Annotated in this window: 21 protein-coding genes; 3 read left to right on the forward strand and 18 right to left on the reverse strand. The window is 64.2% G+C overall.

The window, feature by feature from the left end; translation table 11 throughout:
• The first annotated feature begins 9 nt into the window (after nt 1-9).
• The 3 genes from N4T19_RS11480 to N4T19_RS11490 all read left to right on the forward strand — a co-directional run bounded on the left by N4T19_RS11480 (nt 10) and on the right by N4T19_RS11490 (nt 4371).
• Entirely contained in the window at nt 10-1500 is a 1491-nt protein-coding gene (locus N4T19_RS11480) for an ABC transporter substrate-binding protein (protein WP_182343431.1), read from the forward strand.
• A 106-nt stretch (nt 1501-1606) separates the two neighbouring features.
• Nucleotides 1607-3013 (forward strand): amidase, encoded by a 1407-nt coding sequence (locus N4T19_RS11485; protein WP_260720239.1) that lies wholly within the window; start codon nt 1607-1609, stop codon nt 3011-3013.
• A 17-nt stretch (nt 3014-3030) separates the two neighbouring features.
• Complete coding sequence (locus N4T19_RS11490) at nt 3031-4371, forward strand: tetratricopeptide repeat protein (protein WP_182343433.1); 1341 nt, start codon at nt 3031-3033, stop codon at nt 4369-4371.
• A 27-nt stretch (nt 4372-4398) separates the two neighbouring features.
• On the opposite strand, the gene N4T19_RS11495 is transcribed toward N4T19_RS11490, so the two are convergent.
• The 18 genes from N4T19_RS11495 to N4T19_RS11580 all read right to left on the reverse strand — a co-directional run bounded on the left by N4T19_RS11495 (nt 4399) and on the right by N4T19_RS11580 (nt 24038).
• Nucleotides 4399-5058 carry a LysE family translocator gene (locus N4T19_RS11495; protein ID WP_116927049.1) on the reverse strand — a complete coding sequence of 220 codons (660 nt, stop codon included), beginning with the start codon at nt 5056-5058 and terminating at the stop codon, nt 4399-4401.
• 68 nt (nt 5059-5126) lie between these two features.
• Entirely contained in the window at nt 5127-5984 is an 858-nt protein-coding gene (locus N4T19_RS11500; protein WP_182343435.1) for a DUF429 domain-containing protein, read from the reverse strand.
• Between the two features lie 3 nt (nt 5985-5987).
• Nucleotides 5988-6878 (reverse strand): DMT family transporter, encoded by an 891-nt coding sequence (locus tag N4T19_RS11505; RefSeq protein ID WP_182343437.1) that lies wholly within the window; start codon nt 6876-6878, stop codon nt 5988-5990.
• Between the two features lie 91 nt (nt 6879-6969).
• Nucleotides 6970-7701, reverse strand: a complete 732-nt coding sequence (folE, locus tag N4T19_RS11510; protein ID WP_116927052.1) for a GTP cyclohydrolase I — start codon at nt 7699-7701, stop codon at nt 6970-6972.
• 456 nt (nt 7702-8157) lie between these two features.
• Nucleotides 8158-8913 carry an endonuclease/exonuclease/phosphatase family protein gene (locus N4T19_RS11515; RefSeq protein ID WP_116927053.1) on the reverse strand — a complete coding sequence of 252 codons (756 nt, stop codon included), beginning with the start codon at nt 8911-8913 and terminating at the stop codon, nt 8158-8160.
• Nucleotides 8910-9395: a dihydroneopterin triphosphate diphosphatase gene (gene nudB / locus N4T19_RS11520; RefSeq protein WP_116927054.1), complete on the reverse strand. Its 486-nt coding sequence runs from the start codon at nt 9393-9395 to the stop codon at nt 8910-8912. The genes N4T19_RS11515 and nudB overlap by 4 nt, the downstream gene beginning before the upstream one ends.
• A gap of 2 nt (nt 9396-9397) precedes the next feature.
• Nucleotides 9398-10231: a CsgG/HfaB family protein gene (locus tag N4T19_RS11525; RefSeq protein WP_116927107.1), complete on the reverse strand. Its 834-nt coding sequence runs from the start codon at nt 10229-10231 to the stop codon at nt 9398-9400.
• A gap of 140 nt (nt 10232-10371) precedes the next feature.
• Nucleotides 10372-12180 (reverse strand): aspartate--tRNA ligase, encoded by a 1809-nt coding sequence (gene aspS / locus N4T19_RS11530; protein ID WP_116927055.1) that lies wholly within the window; start codon nt 12178-12180, stop codon nt 10372-10374.
• Nucleotides 12181-12221: 41 nt separating this feature from the next.
• A complete protein-coding gene (locus tag N4T19_RS11535) occupies nt 12222-12860 on the reverse strand; it encodes a DUF502 domain-containing protein (RefSeq protein WP_116927056.1) in 639 nt (212 codons plus the stop codon).
• Nucleotides 12861-12873: 13 nt separating this feature from the next.
• Nucleotides 12874-13176, reverse strand: coding sequence for an FmdB family zinc ribbon protein (locus N4T19_RS11540; RefSeq protein ID WP_182343439.1), 303 nt, complete (start codon nt 13174-13176; stop codon nt 12874-12876).
• A gap of 103 nt (nt 13177-13279) precedes the next feature.
• Nucleotides 13280-14761, reverse strand: a complete 1482-nt coding sequence (locus N4T19_RS11545; protein ID WP_116927058.1) for a high affinity choline transporter 1 — start codon at nt 14759-14761, stop codon at nt 13280-13282.
• Nucleotides 14762-14795: 34 nt separating this feature from the next.
• Nucleotides 14796-16367: a ubiquinone biosynthesis regulatory protein kinase UbiB gene (gene ubiB / locus N4T19_RS11550; protein ID WP_116927059.1), complete on the reverse strand. Its 1572-nt coding sequence runs from the start codon at nt 16365-16367 to the stop codon at nt 14796-14798.
• Nucleotides 16364-17002, reverse strand: a complete 639-nt coding sequence (locus N4T19_RS11555) for a hypothetical protein (RefSeq protein WP_260720240.1) — start codon at nt 17000-17002, stop codon at nt 16364-16366. The genes ubiB and N4T19_RS11555 overlap by 4 nt, the downstream gene beginning before the upstream one ends.
• A 75-nt stretch (nt 17003-17077) precedes the next feature.
• Nucleotides 17078-18067, reverse strand: coding sequence for a Tim44 domain-containing protein (locus tag N4T19_RS11560; RefSeq protein WP_116927060.1), 990 nt, complete (start codon nt 18065-18067; stop codon nt 17078-17080).
• A 147-nt stretch (nt 18068-18214) separates the two neighbouring features.
• On the reverse strand, nt 18215-18946 hold the full coding sequence (gene ubiE, locus N4T19_RS11565; RefSeq protein WP_116927061.1) for a bifunctional demethylmenaquinone methyltransferase/2-methoxy-6-polyprenyl-1,4-benzoquinol methylase UbiE: 732 nt from the start codon (nt 18944-18946) through the stop codon (nt 18215-18217).
• A 190-nt stretch (nt 18947-19136) separates the two neighbouring features.
• Nucleotides 19137-19553 carry a gamma-butyrobetaine hydroxylase family protein gene (locus N4T19_RS11570; RefSeq protein ID WP_116927062.1) on the reverse strand — a complete coding sequence of 139 codons (417 nt, stop codon included), beginning with the start codon at nt 19551-19553 and terminating at the stop codon, nt 19137-19139.
• 103 nt (nt 19554-19656) lie between these two features.
• Complete coding sequence (locus tag N4T19_RS11575) at nt 19657-20130, reverse strand: HIT family protein (protein ID WP_116927063.1); 474 nt, start codon at nt 20128-20130, stop codon at nt 19657-19659.
• Complete coding sequence (locus tag N4T19_RS11580) at nt 20127-24038, reverse strand: DUF3683 domain-containing protein (protein ID WP_182343443.1); 3912 nt, start codon at nt 24036-24038, stop codon at nt 20127-20129. The genes N4T19_RS11575 and N4T19_RS11580 overlap by 4 nt, the downstream gene beginning before the upstream one ends.
• Nucleotides 24039-24325 lie beyond the last annotated feature (287 nt).

The raw sequence follows: 24325 nt of genomic DNA on the forward strand, positions 1-24325 counted from the left end.
AGTACCCGGATGCTGAACCGTAGACACCTGCTTGCCGCAGGCACTCTGGCACCGCTGCCACTGTGGCTGCCTGGCATCGCCCAGGCACAGGCCAAGAAAGACACCGTTGTGCTGGGCATGACGCTGGAGCCGCCAGGGCTGGACCCAACCGCCGGCGCCGCCTCGTCGATTGCCGAGATCACGCACTACAACCTGTATGAGACGCTGACCAAGATCAACTCGGACGGCAGTGTCTCGCCGCTGCTCGCCGAGAGCTGGGAAGTCTCGCCCGATCTCAAGAGCTACACCTTCAAGCTGCGCAAGGGGGTGACTTTTCACAACGGCGAGCCCTTCAACGCCAACAGCGTCAAGTTCTCCTTTGACCGCGCAGCCGGCGAGAAAAGTACCAACAAGGACAAGCGCACCTTCGCCAACCTGACGGCCCAGGTGGTGGACGAGCACACGGTGGTGATCCTGAACAAGGAGATCGACCCGGACCTGCTGTTTGTGCTGGGCCAGGCCACATCGATCATCGTCGAGCCCAAGAGCGCCGACAGTAACGCCACCAAGCCCATCGGCACCGGCCCCTACAAGCTGGGCAACTGGAGCAAGGGCGCCTCCATCACCCTGGAGGCCTGGCCGCAGTACCGCAACCCCGGCAGCATCCGCATCCGCCGCGCCACCTTCCGCTTCATCTCGGATGCGGCTGCGCAAGTCGCTGCGCTGCTGGCTGGTGATGTGGACATCTTCCCGCGCGTCTCGGCCCGTGGCATCGACCAGTTCAAGACCAACCCGCGCTACCAGGTGGTCATCTCCGGCTCACGCGCCAAGACCATCGTCGCCATCAATGAGCGCCGCAAGCCACTCGACGATGTGCGTGTGCGCCGCGCGCTGTCTGCCGCCATCGACCGCAAGGCCGTCATCGCCGGCGCCGCCGAAGGCCTGGGCGTGCCGATTGGCAGCCACTATGTGCCCGGCGCCTATGGCTATGTGGACACCACTGGCATCAACCCCTTTGATGTGGAAAAGGCCAAGAAGCTGTTGGCCGAGGCCGGCGTGAAGACCCCGCTGAGCCTGAGCATGACCCTGCCCCCCACGCCCTACGCGCGCCAGGGCGGCGAGATCATTGCCGCGCAACTGGCCAAGATCGGGGTCGAGGTCAAGCTGCAGAACGTGGAATGGGCGCAGTGGCTCTCGGGCACCTACACCAACAAGAACTACGACCTGTCGCTGATCTCGCATGTCGAGCCTTTTGATCTGGAGAACTACACCCGGCCCGATTACTACTGGGGCTACAAGTCCGAGAAGTTCAACAAGCTGTTCGAACAGATCAAGCTCGAAGCGCGCCCGGCCGACCGCTCGCGCCTGCTGGGCGAGGCACAGCGCCTGCTGGCCGAAGATGCCGCCAACGTCTACCTGTACCAGCCGCAGTGGGTGACGATTGCCGCCAAGAACGTGCGAGGTCTCTGGAAGGACATGCCGATCTTCATCAACGACCTGTCATCCATGTACTGGGCTTGAACCCGGTCTTGCGCTAGGCTTCAAACCAGCACACCGCCCATCTACGGCTCTGCCCGGATGGGCTTTTTTCATTGAACACCTACTCCACTCCCGCCCTCTGCCCGATATGACCGCGTTGCACGATTGGCCCGCCACAGCGCTGCTGGCCGCCTACCAAAAGCAAGAACTCTCCCCTGTCGATGTCATGCAATCCGTCATCGACCATGTCGCGCAGTGGGAGCCGCACCTCTGCGCCACCTACCTGTACCGGCCCGAAGAGGCACTGGCGCAGGCACGGGCCAGCGAAGCGCGCTGGCACAAGGGCGCACCCGCCGGTCTTCTCGATGGCCTGCCGGTGACCATCAAGGAAAACATCGCCACCCAGGGTGACCCACTGCCCGCCGGCACCGCTGCCGTCACGCTGGTGCCCGCAGCCGCCGATGCACCGCCCGCCGCCCGCCTGCGAGAGGCCCATGCCATCTGCTTCAGCAAGACCACGATGCCCGACTACGGCATGCTGTCGTCGGGGCTGTCGAGCTTTCACCCGCTGGCGCGCAACCCCTGGGACCTGAGCAAAGGCCCGGGCGGCTCCAGCGCGGGCGGCGGTGCGGCAGCGGCTGCCGGCTACGGCCCGCTGCACATCGGCACCGACATCGGTGGCTCGCTGCGCCTGCCGGCCAGCTGGTGCGGTATCTACAGCCTCAAGCCCAGCCTGGGCCGCATCCCTATTGACCCGCCTTACCAAGGCCGTGCCGCAGGCCCGATGACCCGCAGCGTGGACGATTCGGCGCTGATGATGCAGGTGCTGTCGGCCCCCGATGCGCGCGACACGATGAGCCTGCCCGCACAGGACATTGCCTGGAGCACGGTGGCCACCACCGGCTTGGACTTTATCCGGGGAAAACGCATTGGCCTGTTGCTCGATGCCGGCTGCGGCCTGCCGCTGCAGCCCGAGGTGCGCGCGGCCATCGAGCAGGCCGCAGCGCTGCTGGAAGCCGCTGGCGCGCAGATCACGCCAATGCAGCCCTTCATGACGCCTGCGATGCTGGACGGCATGGACCGCTTCTGGCGCATGCGCTCGCTGAGCGATCTGCAGGCGCTCAGCAGCGCGCAGCGCGACAAGGTGCTGCCCTATATCCGCGCCTGGGCCGAGAGCGCCGAGGGCATGAGCGGCAGCGCGGTCTTCCAGGCCAGCCAACAGTTCCACCAGGTACGTCTGGCCACCGTCAAAGCCTGCAGCGCGTTTGACTTTGTGATCTCGCCCGTCGCGCCGCATGTTGCGTTCGATGCCCAATGGCCCTCGCCCACCAACGACCCCTTGCGCCCGCTCGAGCACATCGGCTTTACCGTGCCCTACAACATGTCGGAGCAGCCGGCCGCATCCATCAACTGCGGCTACACCGCCTCCGGCCTGCCTATTGGCCTGCAGATCGCCGGTGCGCGTTTTGACGACCTGGGCGTGTTGCAGCTGTCGCGCGCTTTCGAGCAGATCCGCGGCCCGCAAAAGCCCTGGCCCCAGCCGCCCCAGGCATGAGACAAGGAGGGCAGCGCATGGGCACGCAGCAGGACCTGTATGGCAACCCGGTCAGCAGCGATGCAGCCGCCCTGCCCTACCTGAACGACTTTGCCGAAGGCTTTGTTGCCTGCGAGATGCGCGTGCTGCGCATCCTGGACATCGCAGCGCAGGACCCCAGCCCGCTGGTGCAAACCTGGTGCGCCGCGCTCCATCTATTTGCCGAAGATGCGCAGGCCGCCCGGCAGGCGCGGCCCTTTTTGCAGCGTGCCCGCGCCCAGCTGGCGCAGGCCCATGAGCGCGAAGCACAGTGGCTGGCCGCCGTCGAGGCCTGGGCCGATGGCGACACGCCCTTGGCTGCGCAAAGGCTCGAAGCACTGCTGCAGCACTACCCGCGCGATCTGGCCGCGCTCAAGCTCGCGCACTACCATGCCTTCAACCTGGGCGACTCGCCCGCCATGCTGCGCATGGCGCTGGCGGCCCAGGCGCACTGCGCCGATATCCCCTACTTCCACGGCATGCTGGCCTTTGCCTATGAGCAATGCCATCTGCTGGGCCAGGCCGAGCGCGCGGCGCGCCAGGCGCTGCAGTTGCGCTTCAAGGAGCCCTGGGCCCACCATGCGCTGGCCCATGTGCTGCTGACCCAAGGCCGTGTGGACGAGGGTCTGGCCTTCATGCAAAGCGCGAGCAGCAGCTGGACGGGGCTCAACTCCTTCATGCAGACGCACAACTGGTGGCACCTGGCGCTGTTCCTGATGGAGGATGCGCGCCATGACGAAGCGCTGCAGCTGCATGACAGCCAGGTCTGGGGCGTCGTGCCGGCCTATTCGCAGGACCAGATCGGCTCCATATCGCTGCTGGCGCGGCTGGAGCTCGAAGGCGTCGATGTCGGCCCGCGCTGGCAGCAGCTCAGCCCCTACCTGCTGCAGCGCCAGCATGACCATGTGCTGCCTTTTCTGGACCTGCAATACCTCTACGGCCTGGCACGCGCCGGGCAATGGGAGGCCGCGCAGCAGTTGCTGGTCAGCATGCAAGGCCATGCCGATGCGCAGGTCCAACCCCGGCTGCGCACGGCCTGGCAGGATGTCTGCCTGCCCGCCGCGCAGGGCCTGCTGGCCCATGCCCAAGGCCAGTACGGCCAGGCCGCCCATCAGCTGGGGCCCTTGATTGCACGCCTGGTCGAGGTCGGCGGCAGCCACGCCCAGCGCGACCTGTTCAACCAGCTGTACTGGAGCGCCTTGCGGCACAGCGGCCAGTGGACGGCCTTGCAAAACCTGGTGCAGCCCTGGCACAACCAGCAGCCCCAATCCAAACGGCTGGCAGCGCATATGCGGCGCATTTACCAGGGGCTGGGCTTGCCGCCCTCCCTGGCGGCTTGAACTGCCATTTCGCCCTGTTGGACGGCCTCAGCGCTGCGCGGTCGCCAGCTTGACCGCCAGGCCCACAAACACCACGGCGGTGATCTTGTTGAGCCAGAACTGCGCGCGTGGCGAGCGCAGCAGCAGATTGCCAAAGGCGCCCGAGAACAGCGCAATGGCGCCAAACACCAGGAACGCGGCCAGGATAAACACGGCGCCAAAGACAAAGATCTGCGGGCCGACCGGGCCGATGGCCGGGTCGGCAAACTGCGGCAAAAAGGCCAGGAAGAAGATCAGCACCTTGGGGTTGGTGAGGTTCATCACCACGCCCCGGCGAACCATCACCAGCAAGTCCTTGCCCGCCATCTCGGTACGCAAGCTTGCGCTATCGGCCGCGCCAGCACCGGATTTTTCTGCAGCCACCGGTGCCCGCCATGCGCCCCAGGCCAGATAAGCCAAGTAGGCCGCGCCACACCACTTGAGCACCGTGAACGCGATGCTGGACGCCGCAAACACTGCTGCCAGCCCCAGCGCCACCGCCGCGGTGTGCACCACCACGCCCAGGCACAGGCCCACCACCACGGCAATCCCCACCCGCCAGCCGCGCTGGATCGATTGCATCAGCACAAACAGGTTGTCCGGCCCGGGCGACAGCGCCAGCAGCACAGCAACACCAAAAAAGGCCAGCAGGGATTGGAGAGTAGGCATGGCAAGGTCTTTTAATCAAGGACCGGCACATTATGGCCTGCCGCCCAGTGTGCAGTCTCAGGCCCCGCCTACGCGCGCGACAGCGGTGCCGTCACAATCCAGCCTTCCAGCGGATCAGTGCCCGGCGGCAGGCCATAGAGCGCATCGCCCTGTAAATGGCAGCGCAGGCCCCAGGCCGCCTGCAACATGCAGATGGCGGCATCGAGGTGGTCGCCGCTGGCGTCATCGCGCATGCTACCCAGTTGCGCCGGGCTAGCCAGCAGGCGCAGCTGCAGCGAATGGGCACCCTGCAGCAGGGCATCCAGCACCTGCTGGCGGGCAGCAGTGCGCTCGGGCGTCTGGCGCTGGCGGTCATCGCTTTTGTAGCTGCGCCGGCCGATCAGCTCGCGCGCCAGCATGCCGGGGTAGGCCTCCAGCGCGACGCGGCTACTTTCTCTGCGCAGCAGACCGGGGAAATCCGCGCCCACCGCCAGCAGTCGGGGCAGACCAGCATGCAGCATCCAGGCGACGGGCGGGTTAACCCATTTCATCGACGGGCTGGAGCCTGCGGGCCAATCGGTGGCGCGGTGGGCAAATTTGCCGCCGGCGGGCCGGGCGTCACAAAAGGCTTTGAACAGCGCGCGGATCTCGCTGCGCTCCAGGCCAGCATAGTGCTGCATGCAGGCCTGCCAATCGCGGGGCCAGCCCAGGTGCATCACCAGCTCGCGCGGCAGCGCAAACGGCAGGTCAAAGCCGCCGACCCAGGCCGGCTGCTGCTGCAAAAAGTCCTGCCACTGCGCCAGCGTGGCAAAGCGCTCAAAGCCCCGCAGCGCCACCGTGCCCGCCTCGGCATCCAGATGGCCCCAGGCCACAACCACGGGCTTGCGCCGGCTCGGGCTGCTGCTGAAATCGCAGCCCAGCACCGGTGGCAGCGCAGCGCCTGGCATCGCTCAGCCCAGTCCCAGCGCGACCACGCCCACGCCAATCAGCAGCGCGCCAGCAATGCGCAGCAGGCGGTCACCCTCGCCCAGCAGCTTGCCGCCAATCAGCGCGGCAAACAGCATCGAGACCTCACGCGCAGGCGCCACATGCGAGATCGGCGCAGTCTGCACTGCATACAGCACCAGCACATAGGCCATGGGGCTGAAGATGGCGACAACCAGCGCAAAGCGCCATTGCTGCAACCACAGGCGCCGGGTCTCAGCCCAGTTCATCATGCCCAGCGGCGCGAGCATCACCACGCGCACCAGGTTGCCCATATAGTCGAGCAGGATGGGCGAGAGCAGCATCACCTTGACGGCATAGCTGTCCACCACCGTATAGGCGGCAATGAACAGGCCCGTGAGCAGCCCGTAGTACAGGCCCTTGATGGTGCGATCGCGGGCCTCGCCGGGACCGGGCCGGGTGGCGGCGCGCAGCATGGCCGGGCCGCCGGCAATCAGGAATACGCCCGCAACCACCGCGGCAATGCCTACCGCGCCCAGGCTGGACAGGTGCTCGCCCAGAAACAGCACCGCCACCATCGACGAGATCAGCGGCCCGCTGCCGCGCGCCAGCGGGTAGACCACGGTGAGATCGGCCACGCGGTAGCCGCGCAGCAAGGTGACGAAGTAAAAGATATGCAGCAAGGCGCTGGCCGAGACAAAGGCCCATTCGGTCATGCCCCACTGGGGCACCACATCCTTGCCCACCCACCAGCCCACCGGCAGCCACACCAGCGCATTGAGCACCGAGGTAAACAGCGAAAAGCGAGCATCGCCCCCGGCTTTCTTGGCGACGATGTTCCAAAAAGCGTGGATGATGCCGGCCGCGATGATGAGCGTGAAAGCGTGGAGCGTCATGGCTGGGGAGGCGGTGGAAGCGAGGCGAAAGATGCGAGACGGAAAAAAATAACCCGGGTCGGGCCCGGGTGTCACACCGTCAGGGTGCGGATCAGTTGCCTGCGCGCTGCGGAATCAGCGACAAAAACTCGCGCCGCAGATTCGGGTTTGTGAGGAACTCGCCCCGCATGACCGAGTTGAGCATCTTGGAGTCCATCTCGCGCACACCGCGCCAGGACATGCAAAAGTGCGAGGCCTCCAGCACCACGGCCAGGCCGTCGGGCTGGGTCTTCTTCATGATCAGATCGGCCAGCTGCACGATGGCCTCTTCCTGGATCTGGGGGCGGCCCAGCACCCAGTCAACCAGGCGCGCGTATTTGGACAGGCCGATCACATTGGTGTTCTTGTTGGGCAGCACGCCGATCCAGACCTTGCCGATGACCGGGCAGAGGTGGTGGCTGCAGGCACTGCGCACGGTGATCGGACCGACGATCATCAGCTCGTTCAGGTGCTCGGCATTGGGGAAGGCCGTGACCACGGGCTGGGGCACATAGCGGCCCTTGAACACCTCGGTCAGATACATCTTGGCAACACGGCGCGCGGTGTTGCGGGTGTTGTGGTCGTCCTTGGTGTCGATGACCATGCTGTCGAGCACGCCCTGCATCTTGTGCTCGACTTCGTCGAGCAGCAGCTCGAGCTCACCGGGCTCGATGAACTCGGAGATGTTGTCATTGGCATGGAAGCGCTGCTGGGCTGCCACTATCCGCTCACGGATCTTGACGGACACCGGCGTGCCTTCGTCGCTGGCGGGTGCTTTATTCGGATCGGATAGTTCTGTAAACATAGCGGGGATGGTAGCAGCGATTGCAGACCCGCAAGCATACGGTGTTTCTCCCCCTTAGAACCTGTTCAGAGTCTCTACGCAGCCGCGTTGGAGTGCAATCGGGATGAGTTCGAAGGGATGGAACGCAGCTTGCACCGGGGTGCAAGCAAGGGCCAGCGCGCAGAAATCGCCCGATTTCACTTCAACCCGTAGGGACAGTGGCTTTGCGCTGCCCGGGAAGGGGCGCCCGGCTAGGGCCGCCCGGGCAGGGGCGGACTGCGTCGTTGCAAATCCTCGCAATAGCACAGCTATTACTGCGGTGTTGCGCGGCTGGGCGCCCCCTCGCATCCCATCCCGCAAAGACACTGTCGCGGCGCGAGGAGACTTTGAACAGGTTCTTAGGCCAGCGCAAGAAAAGGCGAAAAGCTATGGATTCGATAGCATCCAGCGCCCCAAAGCCGAAAAGCGCTTGCGGCCTCAGTCGCGCAGCCTGAACTCGGCAATCAACGGCAAATGGTCGGACATGCGCCACCAGATGCGACCCCGGGGCACAAACAGGCCGCAGGGGGTCAAACCCCGGGCATAGACATGGTCCAGCTGCACAACGGGCAGACGCGAGGGGTAGGTCATCAACGGCTGCTCGTCGTACTCGAACAAGCCAAAGCCGGCCAGCATGCGCTTGACCTGAAAGCCCCAGTCATTGAAGTCGCCCGCGACAATCACCGGCTCGTCATCGGGCACATGGGCCTTGATGAATTCATGGATCAACGCGGTCTGGCGCAGGCGGCTGCCATGCACCAGGCCCAGATGCACAACGATGGTGTGGATGCGCTGGCCGGCAATCTCCATAGCCACATGCAACAGGCCGCGCTGCTCGAAGCGGTGGTCGGAGATGTCGCGGTGGTTGGATTCCAGAATCGGCCAGCGGGTGAGCAAGGCATTGCCGTGTTCGCCCCAACGCGTCGTGGCATTGGTGCGGTAGGCGGCGGTGTAACCCAGCGGGGTCAGAAAATCTGCCTGGTTCTGCTCGGGCCAGTTGTTGAAGAAGCTCTCTTCCTTGCGGTTGTCCTTGCGCACTTCCTGCAGGCAGATGATGTCGGCATCCATCTGCTCGACCGCCAGCCCCAGGTTATGGATCTCCAACCTGCGCACGGGTCCCAGGCCCTGCACCCCTTTGTGGATGTTGTAGGTGGCCACCCGCAGTATCGGTAAATCGTCGTGAGTATCGGTCATGCAGCTATGAACCTCGGCAGCCACAGAATGGCTTCGCTGTTCGATATGGAATAGCAGCGCTGTGCTGCTTCATGCCAATGATGCCACGCATGGGCGGTGTGCTCCCTCGGGCTGAGCACGATCTTGGTGTAGGACGGCACCTGCAGGCTAAAGACATGCTCGGTGTTCATGCAGACATCGGGCGCATAGCGGTGGCGCCAGGCCGGGTAGATCGGGTAGGTGTTCTCCAGGCCCCAGTCGCGCAGTACGCAGCCGTGCTGCTCGGCATCGATGCCGGTCTCTTCAAAAACCTCGCGTACCGCCGTCTCCTGCCAGGTTTCGCGATCGCTGTCCTGGCTGCCGGTCACGGGCTGCCAGTAGTCCTGGCCCTCCATCTGGCTGGCGCGGCGCAGCAGCAGCACCTGCAGATCGGCGGTGTGGATGATGACCAGCACCGAGCGGGGCAGTTTGTAGGGCAGGCTTTCGCTCCTGGTGTCTTGCATCGTCAACGCCGGGCCTCCGGCTTGCGGGTGGCCACGGCCGGTGGCAAGGCTTTGGCCTGCAACAGGCGCACCTGCTGCACCATCAGGTTGTGGGCGTTCAGAAAGGCGGCGGCAATCACCTTGCCCTCATTGGTATTGCTCCAGCCCATGCCGGCGCCGCCCCCCAGGCGGCCCAGCAGCACACCGCCCACGCCCAGGTCGGTCGCGCGGGCCGAGCCGGTGGCCGCGGCAACCTGCTCGGTGGTTTCGTTGTCGGTCAGGAACAGGGCCGTTTGCGCCTCCTTGAACTTGACCTGCTCAGCCACACCGGCCAGGCCCGCGATATCGCGCAGCACCGGGATCATCGCGATGATGCCCGCCAGGCCCCGGCCGGCATCCTGCTCGCTGAAGGTGAGGTTGGGCACCATCGTGTACTGGGCCTCATAGCCCTTGCGCTTTTGCACCGTGCCATTGGGGCGCAGCACGCCGGCATCCTGCAGCTCGCCCTCGCGGATCGTGCCCTGCAGGCCACCGGCCCGGTCCACCACGCGAAAGCAGCCGCTTTGCTGCATCAGCAAGCGCACCAGCGGCACGGGGGTGGGCGGAAGGTTCACACTGCTGGGCATCACATAGCCGCGCGGGTTCTCCAGCAAGGCCACCGTGGCGATCGGCTCGTCGCAGCGCTCCAGGCTGGCATGCGCGCCCTGGCCGCCTGCCGGCCCGGCCGAGCCAGAGACTTCGGAGCCACCCTGGCCCAGCTCGGTCTTTTTCTCACCGCAGCCGGCCAAGGCCAGCGCGATGGCGGCCAAGGCCATACCGTGCACCCAGCGCCCGGTTCGGTTGGAAGTCGCAGTCATCGCTTGCATGGGCACCCTTTGCAATCTGTCAGTCACGCCGAGCATAGCGCCCCACAATGACAAAAAAAGGCCAAAGCCCGGGGGCTTTGGCCTTGTGGCGGCGCGGTGCATCAGGCAGGCCCATGCAGCGCGCGGTCCGCTTACTGCGCGCCGGCAGGGTTGCGCAGCTTGATGTGCAACTCGCGCAGCTGCTTTTCGTCCACTGGCGATGGGGCCTGGGTCAGCAGGTCCTGGGCGCGCTGGGTCTTGGGGAAGGCGATCACGTCACGGATTGACTCGGAGCCGGTCATCAAGGTAATCAGACGGTCCAGACCAAAGGCCAGGCCACCGTGGGGAGGCGCGCCGTACTGCAGCGCATCCAGCAGGTAGCCGAACTTGGCACGTGCATCTTCGGCGCTGATCTTGAGCGCGGTGAACACCTTGGACTGCACATCGGCGCGGTGGATACGCACCGAGCCACCGCCCAGTTCCCAACCGTTGAGCACCATGTCGTAGGCCTTGGCAATGCACTTGCCAGGATCGGTGTCCATCAGGTCCTCATGGCCGTCCTTGGGCGAGGTGAAGGGGTGGTGCACGGCCGCCCACCGGTCGTTTTCCTCGTCGTGTTCGAACATCGGGAAGTCCACCACCCACAGCGGTGCCCAACGGTCTTCAAACAGGCCGGTGCTCTTGCCAAAGGCGCTGTGGCCGATCTTGATGCGCAGCGCGCCGATGGCGTCGTTGACGATCTTTTCTTTGTCGGCGCCAAAGAAGATCAGGTCGCCGTCTTGCGCTTCGGTGCGCTTGAGGATCTCGGCAATCGCGGCGTCATGGATGTTCTTGACGATGGGCGACTGCAGGCCGTCACGGCCCTTGGCCAGCTCGTTGACCTTGATGTAGGCCAGGCCCTTGGCGCCATAGATCTTGACGAAGTCGGTGTAGGCATCGATGTCGCCACGCGACAGACCGCCCTGCTCGCGCGCACCACCTGGCACACGCAGGCCCACCACGCGGCCGCCCTTCATGTTGGCGGCGCCCGAGAAGACCTTGAAGTCCACGTCCTTCATCACGTCGGTCAGCTCGGTGAACTCGAGCTTGACGCGCAGGTCAGGCTTGTCCGAGCCAAAGCGGAAGGCCGCATCCTGGTAGGTCATGATCGGGAACTCGCCCAGGTCCACATTCAGCTGGGTCTGGAACACTTCCTTGATCATGCGCTGGAAGATGGCGCGGATCTCTTCCTCGTTCAGGAACGAGGTTTCGCAGTCGATCTGCGTGAACTCGGGCTGGCGGTCAGCACGCAGGTCTTCGTCGCGGAAGCACTTGGTGATCTGGTAGTAGCGATCGTAGCCGGCCACCATCAGCATCTGCTTGTACAGCTGGGGCGACTGGGGCAGCGCGAAAAATTCGCCATCGTGCACGCGGCTGGGCACCAGGTAGTCACGCGCGCCTTCGGGCGTGCTCTTGCCCAGCATCGGCGTTTCGATGTCGATGAAGCCTTCCTTGTCCAGGAAGTTGCGCACCTGGATCGCCGTCTTGTAGCGCAGCATCATGTTGCGCTGCATCGTGGGGCGGCGCAGGTCCAGCACGCGGTTGGTCAGGCGCACGGTCTCCGACAGGTTCTCGTCGTCGATCTGGAATGGAGGCGTCACCGAGGCGTTGAGCACGGTCAGCTCGTGGCACAGCACTTCGATCTTGCCGCTCTTGATCGAGTCATTGGTGGTGCCTTCAGGACGGGCACGCACCAGGCCCTTGACCTGCACGCAGAACTCATTGCGCACGTCTTCGGCCACCTTGAACATCTCGGCGCGGTCAGGATCGCAGACCACCTGCACATAGCCTTCGCGGTCACGCAGGTCGATGAAAATCACACCACCGTGGTCACGGCGGCGATTGACCCAGCCGCACAGGCTCACGGTTTCGCCCATTTGGGCTTCGGTCACTTGACCGCAGTATTGGGAACGCATTGCCATAGCCAATCTTCCTGCACCGATGAAGGTGCCTTAGTTCTCAGTTATTTAGACCCCGTGGGGACATCGGGCGCAGCCACGACCCCCATCGAGACGATGTATTTAAGCGCAGCATCCACGCTCATGTTCAATTCAATGCAGTCGCTCTTGCGCACCATCACCAGGTAGCCGCCCGTCGGATTGGGCGTGGTGGGCACGTAGACGCTGACAAAAGCGGTATCGGCGCTGTCCGGCCCCTGGTGCAGGTGCTGGTCCAGCTCACCGCTGGGCGCGCCCGTCACAAAGCCAATGGTCCACATGCCCGGATGGGGCCACTGCACCATGACCGCAGTGCGAAAGGCATTGCCGCTCTCGGAAAACAAGGTGTCGGAGACCTGTTTGACGCTCGAGTAGATCGAGCGCACCACCGGAATCCGGCTGACCAGCGCATCGCCCCAGGCCACCAGCTTGCGGCCGACAAAATTGCTGGCAATGCCGCCGACGATCAGCAAGATCGCCAAGGTCAGCACCACGCCGAAACCGGGGATATGGTAGCCCAGGACCTCGTCGGGCTGCCAGTGCTGCGGCAGGATCAGCAAGGTCTGGTCGAGCGTGCCGATGATCCAGTTGAGCACCCAGACCGTGATGACGCCCGGCACGATGACCAGCAGCCCAGTCAGCAACCATTTACGCAGGGACGCCATCACCTCTCAGCCCTCAGACCGCCGAGCCGCCGCTCGCAGCCGGTGCAGATGCAGATGCGGGTGCGGGCGTTGCTGCCGCTGCGGGCGCAGCCGCGTCGGCCGCAGGTGCGCTGGCCGGTGCCGCAGCAGCCGACTTGCCACTGAAATCGGTGGCGTACCAACCCGTTCCCTTGAGCTGGAACCCCGGGGCCGTCAGTTGCTTGGAGAAGCTGGCTTGCTTGCACTCGGGGCAGTCCGTCAGCGGTGCATCCGATATTTTTTGCAAAACATCCTTGGCATAGCCGCAGGCACTGCACTTGTAGGCGTAAATAGGCATCGCGCGTGTAAGAAAACGGAGGAAAACCCTTGATTATAGGCGGGTTGCAAAACCGATCCGGGGCGTAGGCTTAGCACTACGCCCCGCATTCAGCGCCGTTCGCTCAGCGCCCCGCCACTGCTGCGCCGCTGGCGGCGGGGGCGGTATCGGCCACAAAGGCCTGCACGTCCGTCTTCTGGTTGCGGATGGCTTGCGGCGCCAGCGAGCCGACAATCATGCCCGTAAAGGCGGCCAGCACACCCGCGAGTTGGGCCGGGAAGGCCGCGCCCCAGGCCATGTTCAAACCGGCCAGCCAGATGCCGATGCCCAGGAACACCGCCAGCAGCGCCCCCTGGGTGGTCGCGCGCTTCCAGTACAGGCCCATCACCAGGGGCACAAAGGCGCCGACCAGCGGCACCTGGTAGGCGCCCGAGACCAGTTCATAGATGGGGGTGCCCTGCATGCGGATGGAGTAGGCCAGCACGCAGGCGCTGAACACGAGCACGCTGATGCGCATGGTCTTGAGGTTCTCGCGGTCGCTCACCCTGGGGCGGAACTGGCGCCAGATGTTCTCGGTAAAGGTCACGCTCGGGGCGAGCAAGGTGGCCGATGCGCAGGACTTGATGGCAGACAGCAACGCGCCAAAGAACAGCACCTGCATCACAAAAGGCATCTTCTCCATCACCAGGGTGGGCAGCACTTTTTGCGGATCGTCCTTGAGCAAGGCCGAGGTGGCCTCGGGCATGATGATCAGCGCGCTGGCCACCAGGAACATCGGCACAAAGGCGAACAGGATGTAAGCGGAGCCACCGATGATGGTGCCGCGCACGGCCGACTTTTCGGTGTTGGCCGACATCACGCGCTGGAACACGTCCTGCTGCGGGATCGAGCCCAGCATCATCGTGATGGCAGCGGCAAAGAAGAACACGATGTCATGCCAGGTGGGCTCGGGCCAGAACTGGAACAGATCGCGGCTGGTGGCCAGGTCGATCACCTTTCCGGCGCCGCCGGCCATGTCCGAGGCGAAGAAGGCCAGCACCATGAGGCCCACCACCAGGATGATCATCTGCACAAAATCGGTGACCGCCACCGACCACATGCCGCCAAACAAGGTATAGGCCAGGATGGACACCACACCGATCACCATGCCCATGGGGATGCTGACCGCGCCGCCCGAGAGCAGGTTGAACACCAGGCCCAGCGCGGTGACCTGGGCGGAGACCCAGCCCAGGTAGCTCAGCATGATGATCAGCGAGCAGATGATCTCGACCGCGCTGCCGTAGCGCTTGCGGTAGTAGTCGCTGATGGTCAGCAGGTTCATGCGGTAGAGCTTGGCCGCAAAGAACATGCCCACCAGGATCAGGCACATGCCAGCACCAAACGGGTCTTCGACCACATTGCGCAGGCCGCCTTCGATGAACTTGGCCGGCACACCCAGCACAATCTCGGAGCCAAACCAGGTCGCAAACGTGGTGGTGATGATCATGAACAGCGGCAGATGGCGGCCGGCGACGGCGAAATCTGCGGTGTTCTTGACCCGTTTGGCGGCCCACAGACCCACGCCAATGGTTACAAATAGGTAGGCGATCACCATGTAGAGCAGCACGTTGTCACTCCTGCAAAGCGTAAGGGTTAGGGGTTTAAAAAAGTCGGATGCGGATGAGCACTTGCAGCACCACCAGCCCCAGGACAAAACCAATGCCTCCACAAATGATGATCTGCAGCAGCTTGTTCGTCAATTTCTGCTGCACCAGCAGCTCCTTGAGCGTCTCGTCGTGGTGGCTGCCACCGCCATTGCGCGCCAGGTACTGGTGCACCAGGCGGGGCATGTCGGGCAGCAGCTTGGCGTAGCGCGGCGCCTGGGATTTGAGCTCGCGCCACAGGCGCTGGGGGCCCATCTGGTCGAGCATCCATTTCTCGAGAAACGGCTTGGCCGTGCTCCACAGGTCCAGATCGGGGTCGAGCTGGCGGCCCAGGCCTTCGATGTTGAGCAGCGTTTTTTGCAGCAGCACCAGCTGGGGCTGGATCTCGACCTGGAAGCGGCGCGAGGTCTGGAACAGGCGCATCAGCACCATGCCCAGCGAAATTTCCTTGAGCGGGCGGTCAAAGTACGGCTCGCAGACCGCGCGGATGGCGGCTTCGAGCTCGTCGACCCGGGTATCGGGCGGCACCCAGCCGCTTTCGATGTGCAGCTCGGCCACGCGCTTGTAGTCGCGGCGGAAAAACGCGGTGAAGTTCTGCGCCAGGTACTCTTTGTCGAATTCGGTCAAGGTGCCGACAATGCCAAAGTCCAGCGAGATATAGCGGCCAAAACTCTCGGGCTCCAGGCTGACCTGGATATTGCCGGGGTGCATGTCCGCATGGAAAAAGCCATCGCGGAACACCTGGGTGAAGAAGATGGTCACGCCATCGCGGGCGAGCTTGGGGATATCGACACCCGCAGCGCGCAGGGTATCGACCTGGTTGATGGGCACGCCATTCATGCGCTCCATCACCATCACCTCCTGGTGGCAGAAATCCCAGAACACCTCGGGGATCAGCACCAGGTCCAGGCCTTCCATGTTGCGGCGCAGCTGGGCAGCGTTCGAGGCCTCGCGCATCAGGTCCAGCTCGTCGTGCAGATAGGTGTCGAACTCGGCCACCACCTGGCGCGGCTTGAGGCGCTTGCCATCGGCAGAGAACTTCTCGACCAGCTCGGCCATCGTGCGCATCAGCGCCAGGTCGCTGTCGATCACCGGCAGCATGCCCGGGCGCAGCACCTTGACGGCGACATCGCGCAGCTCGCCCGCACGGGTGCGGATGGTGGCAAAGTGCACCTGGGCAATCGAGGCGCTGGCAATGGGCTTTTCATCAAAGCTGACAAAGACCTCGGCCAGCGGCTTGCGGAACGCCCGCTCGATGGTCTGCACCGCAATGCGCGGGTCGAACGAGGGCACGCGGTCCTGCAGCAGGGACAGCTCTTCGGCGATATCGGGGGGCAGCAGATCGCGCCGGGTCGACAGCACCTGGCCGAACTTGACAAAGATCGGGCCCAGTTGCTCGAGCGCCTCGCGCAGGCGCTGGCCGCGCGGCTCGGTCCATTTGCGGCCTATGCGCAGTACCCGGGTGATGCCTTTGAGCCAGGGGTGGTTGAAGCTGGACAGCACCATGTCGTGCAAGCCATAGCGCCAGACCACCCACAAAATGGTGAAGCCGCGAAAAAAGCGCTTCATGTCGTAGTGCGCTCGCTGGCCGGGTCGCTGTCCGCAGCGTAGCCGGGGGGCGTGGGCGGGGCAGGCGGCTGGGCCTGCGCGCCAAAGCGGCCGGCGCCAAAGCGATCCGCCGTGCGCACGCCCATGCTGACGAACTGGCGCAGCGCAGCCGCTACGCGCTGGCCCAGCTGGGCCAGCCAATGCGCGGGGGTATCGCCCACCAGGCGGGCCAGGTCTTCTTCCACATCCCAGCGCACATGGTCGACCAGCCACTGGATCTCGGCGGCAAACTGCACATCGCCATCGATGCGGATGGCGGGCTTCTCGCCCTGGATGACGCCGCGCGCCAAAGCCAGCGGCGAGTCATCGACCACCTGCACGCGCAGGTCGGGGGTTTCCTGGGCGCCTGCCAGGTCCAGCAGGCCAGCGGGCGTGATCTTGAGCGCCAGCACAATGCTGCGCCACTGCACCTGGACGACGCGCCCGCTTTGGCGCACCAGACGCTCCATGGCCGCACTTTCCTGCATCAGCACGTGATTGAGGAACAGCACCACGCGGTGCTGTACCTCCGACACCAGCCACTGCGGGGGTTGGGCCGACTCCAGAATGCGCGCAAAAATGCCGCCCGGAAAAGAAAAAGGGGACTGTGTTGCCATAGTCCCCAATTATTCCCCAAGTCCGCTGCCCGTCGTCAGGATTAACAGGCAAAGCGGTGGAGTTTTACGGTTTGCTTACTGCAAGGCTTGCAAGCCTGCTACGAGCCAACCACTGGTGCCATCCTTGGGCTTGGTCATGTTCCAGACTTCGCGGAAGGGGCTGGGGCCGGCATGGGCTTCTTCGCGGATCATGCCCGAGAACTCGACGCTGGCCATGTAGGCATTGCCGACATCCTCGATACCCAGCAGCTGGGCTTCGAGCATCACCACATCGGTCTGGTTGGGCTGCGCGCCTTCACGGTGCTGCTCGCGGTCCTGCAACTGGCCCTTGACTTCGCCGAGCATCTCGTCGGTCATCATCGAGCGCAAGGTGTTGATGTCCGAGCGGTCCCAGGCGGACTGCAGGGTCACGAAGTTGCGCTTGGCCGCTTCCAGGAAGCCATTGGCATCGAAGCCTTCAGGCACGCCCCAATTCTGCGCGCCAGCCAGGCCAGCGCCAATCATGCTGCCACCCGCAGCAGCGGCAGGCGCTGCACCCTGCTCCCAGGGGCGGGCCGAGGCGTCGTTGCCGACCTTCTCGGGGTTGTACTGGGGCGCAACAGGGGCCGAGACCGGCGCTTGCGGCGCGGCGTTGCCAGCACCCTGGAAGGCGAAAGGCGACTGCGCAGGCTGGGCCGCAGCAGCGCCCTTGCGGCGCATCACAAAGCCGACGATGGCCAGCACCGCCATGATGGCCAGGCCGATCAGCAGCATGTTGGCAAAGGCTTCACCAAAGCCCAGCGAATGGGCGAGCCAGGCCAGGCCCAGACCAGCGGCCAGACCGCCGAGCATCGCGCCCCAAGGCTTCTTGGGCGCCGCAGGGGCGGCGTTAGGGGTAGCGGGGCGCTGGGCTTGCGCAGGCGCGGTGGCATTGTTGCCAGGCGCTTGCGCAGGCGTCGCCTGCCGCTGGGTTACATTGCCGGACTGCTGGCCCATGGACTTGCCACCTCCCATGCGCTTGGCATCGGCATCGAGGTGCACAAATGCCAGCAGTACCACCAAGACCACTGACCACAGTTTTGTCATATTTGCTCCGTTTTGTTAGGGCCGGTACGCCTTTGCGCCGGCTATTACATCCACGCCCGCTTCTCAGCAACCCCGGTCTGTTGTGTTGTATTGCGCTGGGCACTGGGCAGGCGCCTGGCTTTGCGACCGGTATCGCGTCTCACTCTTTCAGCATTTGATCCCGACATGCAAGGCGGTAATCCCTGCCGTCATATTGTGGTAGTCCACATGGCCAAAGCCTGCTTTTTGCATCATGGCCTTGAGTTCTGCCTGACCAGGATGCATGCGAATCGATTCGGCCAGGTAGCGGTAGCTGTCGGCGTCCCCCGCCACCATCTTCCCTATACGTGGTAGCACCTGGAAGGAATACAAGTCATAGGCCTTCTCCAGCGGCTTGGCCACCTTGGAAAACTCCAGCACCAGCAGCTTGCCGCGCGGCTTGAGCACGCGGCACATTTCCTTGAGCGCCTGGTCCTTGTTGGTCATGTTGCGCAGGCCAAAGGCCACGCTCACCAGGTCAAAGTGCTGGTCCGGGAAAGGCAGGGCTTCGGCATCGCAGACCGTGGTGGGCAGGTTCAGGCCCTTGTCGATCAGACGGTCGCGGCCCACGCGCAGCATGGCTTCGTTGATATCGGTGTGCACCACCTGGCCGCTGTGGCCCACCTTTTTGGCAAAGGCCAGGGACAGATCACCGGTACCGCCTGCGATGTCCAGCACGCGCTGGCCTTCCTTGAGGTTGGCGACCATGACGGTGTAGTGCTTCCAGACGCGGTGCAGGCCACCGGACATCAGGTCGTTCATCACGTCATATTTGCTCGCAACCGAGTCGAACACACCGCGCACCTTGCGCGCCTTGTCCTTCTCGTCAACGGTCTCAAATCCAAAGTGGGTGGTACTCATGGTGTGAATGCTAGCAAGCTCTGTAACGTCCGACCCCCATACCCCGAATTATTCGAGGGTATGCAGTTCAATGCATAAAACATTCAGAGCCAATGATGACGAATATTCAAAGCTATCATTTTAATAGCTTTAAATACAAAATTTTTCCGAATAACAGTGCCCTTACCCGGGCCTGGTGGCCAGCGCTGGCTCAGTGCTGGTGCCCGCAGGCGCTGCCGGCCTTGCCGGGCATGGGCTGGTCGCGGTCGGCACCTGCGGCCTGCAGGCGGTCCAGGTAGGCCTGCCACAGCTCGCTTTGGCGGCTGCCCAGCTCGTAGAGGTACTGCCAGCTGTAGAGGCCGCTTTCATGGCCATCCGAGAAGATAGGCTTGATGGCGTAGTTGCCCACCGGCTCCACCGCGACGATGGACACCTCGCGCTTGCCGGTCTGCAGTACTTCCTGGCCCGGGCCGTGGCCCTGCACTTCGGCCGAGGGCGAGTACACACGCAGCAGCTCGAATGGCAGGCGAAACGCCGCGCCATCGGCGTATTGCACTTCCAGCACACGGCTTGCGCCATGCACCGTCAGTGCCGTGGGGGTGGGGGTATCGTGGTTCAAGCCAGCCATGTCAATCCTTTGCAAACCAGGCCCAGCGGCCCGATGGCCGCAGTCTTGGCGGATGCAGGGCGGGCCCTCTGCGCCAGCGCCATGCTATCAAAAACAATAGCAATTATGCCGTACGCAGGCGCTCCAGCGCCGCAAGCATACGCGCCTCCGCTGCGGGCAACTGGGCAGCCAGCGCCGCTTCCAGCCCGGCATTGCGCGGGCGCTGGGCCGAAGCCCAGACGGGTGCGGGGAAATGGCTGTCCTCCGCGAAGCGCGCAATCACATGCCAGTGCAGATGCGGCACCATATTGCCCAGGGTCGCCAGGTTGATCTTGGCCGGTGCGGGCTCCAGCGCACGCAGCGCCAGCTCGACCGCCATCACCGCGTCCATGCACCACTGGCGCTCAGACTCGGACAGATCCGAGAGTTCAGCCACATGCGCGCCCCAGACCACGCGGTAGAACGCGGGAAAACCGGCCTCGTCGGCATGGATGACGCGCAGCAGGGCGCCGCCCCAGGCGCCCTGCCAGACCAGGCGTCCACCCTCGGTCTGGCACAGCGGGCAGTCGGAGTCGGAGTTGCCGTTGGCGGCCGTCATACCAGCACCCGTTCGATGCCGCCCTGGTTGGCACGCTGCACGTACTCGGGCATCCAGTTCTCACCCAGGATCTCGCGCGCCATCTCGACCACGATGTAGTCGGCTTCGAGCAGGCCGTTTTGCAGATCGTCCTGGTAGCGGTTGAGGCCCTGCAGGCAGCTGGGGCAGCTGGTGAGGATCTTGACGTTCTCCTTGGCCTGCACCTGGCCGGACTCGCGCAACTGCGCTTCGCCCTTGCGGATTTCCTCGGTCTTGCGGAAACGGATCTGCGTCGAGATATCGGGACGCGTAACCCCCAAGGTGCCCGATTCGCCGCAGCAGCGCTCGCTCTTCAAGACGTTGTCACCCACCAGCGCCTTGACGGTCTTCATCGGGTCCTGCTGCTTCATCGGCGTGTGGCAGGGGTCGTGGTACAGGTAGGAGCTCTTGCCTTGCAGGGTCACACCCTTTTCCAGCAGGTACTCATGGATGTCGATGATGCGGCAGCCTGGGAAGATCTTGTCGAACTGGTAGCCCTGGAGCTGGTCGTAGCAGGTGCCGCAGCTCACCACCACGGTCTTGATGTCCAGGTAGTTCAAGGTGGTGGCCACGCGGTGGAAGAGCACCCGGTTGTCGGTGATCATCTTCTCGGCCTTGTCAAACTGGCCCGAGCCGCGCTGGGGATATCCGCAGCACAGGTAGCCCGGCGGCAGCACAGTCTGCACGCCGGCATGCCAGAGCATGGCCTGCGTGGCCAGACCGACCTGGCTGAACAGGCGCTCGGAGCCGCATCCGGGGAAGTAGAACACCGCCTCGGTCTCGGAGGTGGTGGTCTTGGGGTCCCGGATGATGGGCACGTAGTCCTTGTTCTCGATATCGAGCAGCGCACGCGCCGTCTGCTTGGGCAGGCCACCGGGCAGCTTCTTGTTGACGAAGTGGATCACCTGCTCCTTGAGCGGCGCGGTGCCCACGCTGGCGGGCGGGTGCGCGGTCTGGCGCTTGCCAAAGCCCTTGAGCACATCGACCGCCAGGCGCTGGGCCTTGAAGCCCACGCCCACCATGGTCTTGCGCAGCAGCTTGATGGTGTCCGGGTTGGTCGCGTTGAGCATGGCCATGGCCACCTTGTTGCCCGGACGGAAGCTCTTCTTGCCCATCTGGCGCAGCAGGTTGCGCATGTTCATCGTCACATCGCCAAAGTCGATCTTGACCGGGCAAGGCGTGGCGCACTTGTGGCAGACCGTGCAGTGGTCCGAGACATCCTCGAACTCCTGCCAGTGGCGGATCGACACGCCGCGGCGCGTCTGCTCTTCGTAGAGGAAGGCCTCGACCAGGAGCGAGGTCGCCAGAATCTTGTTGCGGGGCGAGTACAGCAGATTGGCGCGCGGCACATGGGTGGCGCAGACCGGCTTGCACTTGCCGCAGCGCAGGCAGTCCTTGACCGAGTCGGCAATCGCGCCGATATGGCTTTGCTGCATGATCAGCGACTCATGCCCCATCAGGCCAAACGATGGCGTATAGGCATTGGTCAGGTCGGCATACATCAGCGACTTGCGCGATTTGTCGCCCGCATAGGTCTGCTCCAGCAGCAGACGGCGCTCTTCGGGGCGCAGCAGCTTGCCCTTGTTGAAGTGGCCGTGCGGGTCGATCTTGGCCTTGTACTCGGCAAAGGGGCGCAGCTCGTCGTCGCTCAAGAACTCCAGCTTGGTGATACCGATGCCGTGCTCTCCCGAGATCACGCCATCGAGGCTACGCGCCAGCGCCATGATGCGGGCCACGGCGGCATGCGCGGTGGTCAGCATTTCATAGTCGTCGCTGTTGACCGGCAGGTTGGTGTGCACATTGCCATCGCCCGCATGCATGTGCAGCGCGACAAACACGCGGCCCTTGAGCACGCGCTGGTGGATGGCCACCACCTCGTCCATGATCGGCTTATAGGCCGAGCCACCAAAAATCGCGGCCAGCGGCGCGCGCAGATCGCTCTTCCAGCTGGCGCGCAGGCTGTGGTCCTGCAGCTGGCGGAACTGCTCGGCCACGCCATCGAGCCAACCCTGCCAGCGGTTGCGCACCTCGGTGACCAGCACCAGCGCCTGCGCGACGCGGTCTTCGAGCAGCTCGGCGGACGGGATGTCGTTGGCGTCATCCTGCTTACCCAGCGGCAGCTTGCCCTTGGCAAAAAAGTCGTGCAGCGCGTCGCAGAGCTTGATCTTGTTGTTCAGCGACAGCTCGATGTTGATGCGCTCGATGCCATCGGTGTACTCGGCCATGCGGGGCAGCGGAATCACCACGTCTTCATTGATCTTGAAGGCATTGGTGTGGCGGCTGATGGCGGCGGTGCGCTTGCGGTCCAGCCAGAATTTCTTGCGCGCCTCGGGGCTGATGGCGATAAAGCCTTCGCCGCTGCGCGAGTTGGCGATGCGCACCACTTCGCTGGTCACGCGCGCCACTTCATCGGGGTTGTCGCCGACGATGTCGCCAAACAGCACCATCTTGGGCAGGCCGCCGTGCTTCTTGCTCTTGGTCGCATAGCCCACCGCCTTCAGGTAGCGATCGTCGAGGTGCTCGAGCCCGGCCAGCAGCACGCCGCAGCGCTTTTGCTCGCCAAACATATAGTCCTTGATCTCGACGATCGAGGGCACGGCATCCTTGGCATTGCCAAAGAACTCCAGGCAGACGGTGCGGGTGTGCGAAGGCATGCGGTGCACCACCCAGCGCGCGCTGGTAATGAGGCCGTCGCAGCCCTCTTTCTGGATGCCCGGCAGGCCCGAGAGGAACTTGTCGGTCACATCCTTGCCCAGGCCTTCCTTGCGGAACTTGTAGCCCGGTATGTCCAGGCGCTCGGTGCGCACCAGGGTCTTGCCGTCGGCCTCCAGGTATTTCAGCTCGAAGCTGGCCATCTCGGCGTCGTGGATCTTGCCCAGGTTGTGGTCCAGGCGCGTGACTTCCAGCCACTGCGCATCGGGCGTGACCATGCGCCAGCTCGCCAGGTTGTCCAGCGCCGTGCCCCAGAGCACGGCCTTCTTGCCGCCGGCATTCATCGCGATATTGCCGCCGATGCACGAGGCCTCGATCGAGGTCGGATCGACCGCAAACACAAAGCCGCCGCGCTCGGCCGCATCGGCTACGCGCTGGGTCACGACACCGGCCTGCGACCAGACGGTGGGCACCAGGTGGTCGATGCCCGGCAGCGACACCATCTCCACCTCGGACATCTTCTCGAGCTTCTCGGTATTGATGACGGCACTGCGCCAGCTCAGCGGAATCGCGCCGCCGGTGTAACCGGTGCCGCCGCCGCGCGGCACAATCGTCAGCCCCAGGCCGATACAGGCCTTGACCAGCACGGCCATTTCCTCTTCGGTGTCGGGCGTCAGCACGACAAACGGGTATTCGACGCGCCAGTCGGTCGCATCGGTCACATGGCTCACGCGCGAGAGGCCGTCAAACTTGACGTTGTCCTTGGCGGTGAGCGGTTTGAAGGTGCGCTGCACCTTGCGGCGCAGCTCGGTCGCCTCCTGCAAGGTGGTGTCGAACTCGGACACCGCCACCTGCGCTGCGGCAATCAGCTGCCCCACCAGTGCATCGCGCGCCGGGTCCTCGGCGGGCGCGCGGCGCTTTTGCACTTCGGCCAGGCGGTGCTCCAGCGCTTCCACCAGCTGCTTGCGGCGGCCCGGGTTGTGCAGCAGGTCGTCTTGCAGGTAGGGGTTGCGCTGCACCACCCAGATATCCCCCATGACCTCGTAGAGCATGCGCGCCGAGCGGCCCGTCTTGCGCTCCTGGCGCAGCTGGTCGAGCAGATCCCAGGCCTGAGCGCCCAGCAGGCGAATGACGATTTCGCGGTCAGAGAACGAGGTGTAGTTGTAGGGGATCTCGCGGAGACGGGCGGGCCCGTCAACCTGTGCTTGCAAGCTTGCCAGCGCAATCGGTGCGTTCATGTGTGGGGACCTGTACGGGAGCGGGCGCTCCCTTTTATGGGTAAGCAGTGGGGCCACCGATTTTATGACACCGGGCTTGCACCCATGGCTGCCCGTTTTAAAACATGGTACGCCGCAGTCTGGCTTTGCCGCACTGCACCAGACGGTCTTGAGCCCATCCCAGTACCCGCCAGCGTCAGCGCGTACTTTTTCCTATTTTTTCTTATTTGATCGAAATTGAGCATTTCGAACCCCGCACCCGCCTCTACCACAACTGTTTGACAGTCCCATGTGACAACCCCAAAGCG

Source organism: Comamonas squillarum (assembly GCF_025309455.1).
Classification (GTDB): Bacteria; Pseudomonadota; Gammaproteobacteria; order Burkholderiales; family Burkholderiaceae_C; genus Comamonas; species Comamonas squillarum.